At 71.3% G+C, this 4,956-nt stretch carries 5 protein-coding genes; 1 reads left to right on the top strand and 4 read right to left on the bottom strand.

The genetic code is table 11. The annotated features are described in order from the left end of the window. Positions 1–9: 9 nt before the first annotated feature. Positions 10–483, bottom strand: coding sequence for a carboxymuconolactone decarboxylase family protein (locus tag AB0E62_RS38770; RefSeq protein WP_362205440.1), 474 nt, complete (start codon positions 481–483; stop codon positions 10–12). Positions 484–641: 158 nt separating this feature from the next. Next, positions 642–1,958: an MFS transporter gene (locus AB0E62_RS38765; protein ID WP_362205438.1), complete on the bottom strand. Its 1,317-nt coding sequence runs from the start codon at positions 1,956–1,958 to the stop codon at positions 642–644. 171 nt (positions 1,959–2,129) lie between these two features. Between AB0E62_RS38765 and AB0E62_RS38760 the strand changes: the two genes are divergently transcribed. Further along, positions 2,130–2,891 (top strand): phosphoglyceromutase, encoded by a 762-nt coding sequence (locus tag AB0E62_RS38760; protein WP_362205435.1) that lies wholly within the window; start codon positions 2,130–2,132, stop codon positions 2,889–2,891. Between the two features lie 83 nt (positions 2,892–2,974). On the opposite strand, the gene AB0E62_RS38755 is transcribed toward AB0E62_RS38760, so the two are convergent. Continuing rightward, positions 2,975–3,472 (bottom strand): hypothetical protein, encoded by a 498-nt coding sequence (locus AB0E62_RS38755; protein WP_362205432.1) that lies wholly within the window; start codon positions 3,470–3,472, stop codon positions 2,975–2,977. 18 nt (positions 3,473–3,490) lie between these two features. After that, positions 3,491–4,956: helix-turn-helix domain-containing protein (locus tag AB0E62_RS38750; RefSeq protein WP_362205429.1), on the bottom strand; the 1,466-nt coding region annotated here is incomplete at its 5' end.

The raw sequence follows: 4,956 nt of genomic DNA, 5'->3' as shown, positions 1-4,956 counted from the left end.
ATGCCGGGCTCAGCCGAACATGCCGGGCTCGTAGTCGCCGGCCGGCTGCTGGACGAGGACGTTCGCGCGGTTGTAGGCGTTGATCAGCGCGATGAGCGCCACCAGGGCGCCGAGCTGCTCCTCGTCGTAGTGCCGGGCGGCGTTCGCCCAGACCTCGTCCGGGACGCCGCCGGCGGCGTCGGCGATCCGGGTGCCCTGCTCCGCCAGCTCCAGCGCGGCCCGCTCGGCCTCGGTGAAGACGGTGGCCTCCCGCCAGGCCGCGACCAGGTGCAGCCGGGTGGCGCTCTCCCCGGCCGCCGCCGCCTCCTTGGTGTGCATGTCGGTGCAGAACCCGCAGCCGTTGATCTGGCTGGCGCGGATCTTCACCAGTTCCTGCGTGGCGGCCGGCAGCGCGGACTCCGCGAGCGCCTGGCCGGCGGCGTTCAGGTGCCGCAGGACCTTGCCGATGACCGGGTTGGTGAAGAGGTTGAGACGAGCGTCCATGGTGTGCTCCTGGTGGGTCGTGGCTGCTTCCACCTCACTGACGGACGCGGGCGCGGGGATGTGACACGGACGGGTGTGAGCTGGGTCTCACCGGGCGCGTCCGTCTCCGTACGGGGGGCTGCCGGAGCCGGGCCGGGCCGGGGGCCGCCGGGGCCGGCTCAGACGGCAGGGACCTCCGCACCGGCCCCCGCGTCGGCCGCCGGGGCCGGAACCCGTTCGGACCGCGGGGACTGCTCGGACTGCGCGGGCTCCTCGGAGTGCGCGGGCTCCTCGGGCTTCTCGGGCGGCAGCCGGCGCATCAGCACGCCGTACCCGACACCGGCGCCCGTCCCCACCACCGCGCACATGCCCCACAGCCAGCCCGCGCCGAGGCGGTCGATGACGGCGCCGGACATCAGCGGGGCGACCAGCGCGGCGACGGACCAGGACAGGGTGTAGACGCCCTGGTAGCGCCCCCGGCCGTGCACCGGCGACAGCCGGACCACCAGTCCGGTCTGGGTCGGGGCGTTGACGATCTCGGCCAGCGTCCACACGCACACGGTCAGCATGAAGACGCCGACCGACCCGGCGAACGCGGTCAGCCCGAAGCCGTACCCGGCGAGCAGCGAGGACAGGACCAGCAGGGTGCGCGGGTCGCGGTGCTCGATGAACCGGGTGACGGGGATCTGGAGGGCGACGATCAGGATGCCGTTGACGGCGATGGCCAGGCCGTAGTCGGCGGGGGAGAACCCGGCCCGGCCCATGGCCACCGGCAGTCCGACCGACCCCTGCTGGAAGACCAGCGCGACGAGGAAGGACAGCCCGACGACGGCCATGTACCGCCCGTCCCGCAGCACGGTGCCGAGCCCGGCCTCCGCCCCCGCCTGCCGGGCCACGGGCGCGGGCCGCGACTCGGGCACCTTCGCGAAGACGACGACCGCGCAGGCCAGGGTCATCCCGGCCTCGATCAGGAACCCGGCGAGATAACTGAACTCGGCGATGAACCCGGCCGCCATGGAGGAGACGGCGAACCCGAGGTTGATCGCCCAGTAGTTGAGGGAGAAGGCGCGCACCCGGTCCTCGGGGCGCACGATGTCGGCCATCATCGCCTGCACGGCCGGCCGGGAGGCGTTGGAGGCCATGCCGACGAGGAAGGCGACGCCGGCGATGGTCACCGGGTCGCTCATGAACCCGAGCAGCGCGACGGAGGCGGCGGTGGCCGTCTGCGCGATCAGCAGCGTGGGCCGCCGCCCCAGCCGGTCGGCCATCACCCCGCCGGCCAGCGAGGACACGACCCCGCCGAGCCCGTGCAGGGAGGCGACGAGACCGGCGTACGAGGCGGAGTAGCCGCGGTCCAGCGTGAGGTAGAGCGCCATGAAGGTGGCCACGAAGGCGCCGAGCCGGTTGACGAGCGTACTCGTCCACAGCCACCAGAACTGGCGCGGCAGCCCGGAGACGGACTCCCGGACGGCGCGTCTGACACGGACTGGTGACATCGAGGATCCCCCACGGCGGTAAGCGTCTCAAGCGGAGACGACACCTTACGAAGGGTGGGGCCGGGGCTGCCACTCAATTAGCGGAACATGTCAATTGAGCGCGGCCGGCGGGGTATGAGCAGGGGCTGTCCGCCTCGCCGACCCGGATTTCCCTTAGGTAGGCTCAGGACCATGGCCGACGCACCGTACAAGCTGATCCTCCTCCGCCACGGCGAGAGCGAGTGGAACGCGAAGAACCTGTTCACCGGCTGGGTGGACGTGAACCTGAACGAGAAGGGCGAGAAGGAGGCAGTCCGGGGCGGCGAGCTTCTGAAGGACGCCGGTCTCCTGCCCGACGTGGTCCACACGTCCCTCCAGAAGCGCGCGATCCGCACGGCCCAGCTGGCGCTGGAGGCCGCGGACCGCCACTGGATCCCGGTCCACCGCTCCTGGCGCCTGAACGAGCGCCACTACGGCGCCCTCCAGGGCAAGGACAAGGCGGCGACGCTCGCCGAGTTCGGCGAGGAGCAGTTCATGCTCTGGCGCCGCTCGTACGACACCCCGCCCCCGCCGCTGTCGGACGACTCCGAGTTCTCCCAGGCCCACGACGCGCGCTACGCGACGATCCCGCCGGAGCTGCGCCCGCGCACGGAGTGCCTGAAGGACGTCGTCATCCGGATGCTCCCCTACTGGTACGACGCCATCGTCCCCGACCTCCTCACCGGCCGCACGGTCCTCGTCGCCGCCCACGGCAACAGCCTGCGCGCCCTGGTCAAGCACCTGGACGGCATCTCCGACGCCGACATCGCGGGCCTCAACATCCCGACGGGCATCCCCCTGTCCTACGACCTGGACACCGACTTCAAGCCGGTCACCCCGGGCGGCAAGTACCTGGACCCCGACGCGGCCGCGGCGGCCATCGAGGCGGTCAAGAACCAGGGCAAGAAGAAGTAAGTCCCACTGTTCAAGCCCCCTGCCTGCGGATTCTCCGTGGGCAGGGGGCTTGTGTGTACCGGGGGGGGGTGCCTACGGAGTGGTCACTCGGCGCTCCGACGGGCCGCCCCGTCCGGCCAGACGACGTCCACGGGGATGCCCGCGGCCTGCGCTTCGAGCACGGTGTCGGCGGTACCGCCGCCCTTCCCGCTGGGCGGCTTCCCGTCCCATACGGCCACGAGCCGGTCGGCGCGCTGGAGGAGGACGGCGTTGGCGGTCTCGTAGGCATGCCTGTCGGCAGTGTCGTTGGGGAGGACGAGAACCTCGTCGGCCGCTTCGGTGAGCCGGTCGAAGAGGGCTGCGTGGTCGAGCTTGACCTTCGTCCGGCGGTAGTCCCGTGAGGGGATGACGACGGTGAGCCGTCCGCCGGCGGCGAGAGCGGCCTCGGCGAAGAGGGAGTCGGCGCCCTCGGCGATGCAGGAGATCCCGACGAGGTCACCGTCGTCGGCGTACGGCTTGAGCAGGTCGTCCAGCGCGGCACGGACCAGGGGGACGGTGTCCTCGGTCAGGTCCATGTGGCCGGTCACCGCGATGGTCGTCACGGTCGTCGCTCCCCTCGTTCAGGCGGACAGCAGATCGCGGATCCTATCGCGAGCCTCGCGCACGGGCCGGGCGGCGCCATTGCCCACGGTGTACGGGTACAACTCCCCGAGCTGGGCCCGGACCCGACTGGACCGCGTCGCCCGAGCCGCGTCCACCGCGAGGTGGGTCTCCGCCACGGCACCCGTCAGGTCACCGAGAAGGAAGTGGCACTGAGCGAGGCCGATACGGTCGAGGGCGTGGCTCCGGCCGGCCTCGGGACCTCGGCGGGAGAGCGCCTGGCGGATCTCGTGGGCCGCCGTCTCCGCATACCGCTTGGGCTCTCGGCGGGCGAGCTCCAGCAGCCGCCCGCCGGTGGTTCCGGCCAGCTCGGCGTCGTCGAAGTAGCCGATCCAATACGGATCTTCCTCGTCCTCGTCCTCGACGTCGTGGAGGGCTTCCGCCGCCTGGGCGGTGGCGCGCTGGAAGGCGGCGATACGGCCCATCGCCGCGTACGCCCATGCCTCACGGGTGTGGAGCATGGCACGCACTTTGGGACCGGCGACATGACGAGCGCCATTTTGTGCGAGACGGACGAGTTCAAGGGCGTCGTGGGGCTGGTCTCGGCAGAGCATCTGACGCGCCATGCCCGCCAGCACGTTGGCCCCGAAAACCATGTCACCGCCGGCGTGCGAGGCGCGCAGAGCGAGTAGGTAGTAATCCTGCGCCCGTCGCTGAAGTCCTGTGTCCCAGGCCATGGTGGCCGCCGTCCCGGCGAGCTGGGCCATGACCTGGTACAGCCGCTGCTCCACTCGGGGAGCCTGGTGTTCCTCGAGGCAGGCGGCGACCTCGCTGAGCTGGCCCAGGACGGCTTTGCGCCGCAGACCGCCGCCGTACCGGTGATCCCACGCGCGGAACGCACGAGCCGTGGACTCCAGCTCCTCGATCTCCCTTATGCCGATCCGGCCCCTACGCCGTGACCGTGCGCCGTCGGCAACAGGCTGAAGCCAGCCTTCCAGGGGGTCGAGCAGGGCGGCGCCGGTGATGGCCGCACCCGCAAGGGCACGGGTCGCGGCACGTCGGTCCATCACGAGATCGCTCCTCGTCAGGTCTACGGCCAGATCCACGGCGGCATCCCCCCGCCACGGAATCCCGTCGGCCTCCGGTCCCTGCTCCATCGTGATCTGCGTCGGCGCCTGCTCCTGAACTGACCGGCTCTCCCACGGCCGCGGGGCGAGCCCGAGGAGACGGCCGGGGATCCGAAGCCCGTCCGCGATCCGGCAGACGACCTCGAAGCTGGTGACCTGCTGCCGGCCGCTGATGACCGCCGAGACCTTGCCCGGGGTGAGCCGGCAGGCGGAAGCGATCCGGTTCTGTGACAGCCCGCCGTACTTCTTGAACAGGCTGAACACGGCGGCGAAGTCGTGCTCGGACAGGGCCCGCCGGACATCCTCGCGTTCGAGAAGTCCGGCTTCAGGCAAACCGGGGGTGATGGCGTCCATGGAAC

The organism is Streptomyces sp. NPDC038707 (assembly GCF_040636485.1).
In the GTDB taxonomy this organism is placed as follows: domain Bacteria; phylum Actinomycetota; class Actinomycetes; order Streptomycetales; family Streptomycetaceae; genus Streptomyces.
This window is presented reverse-complemented; position numbering and strand designations above follow the sequence as displayed.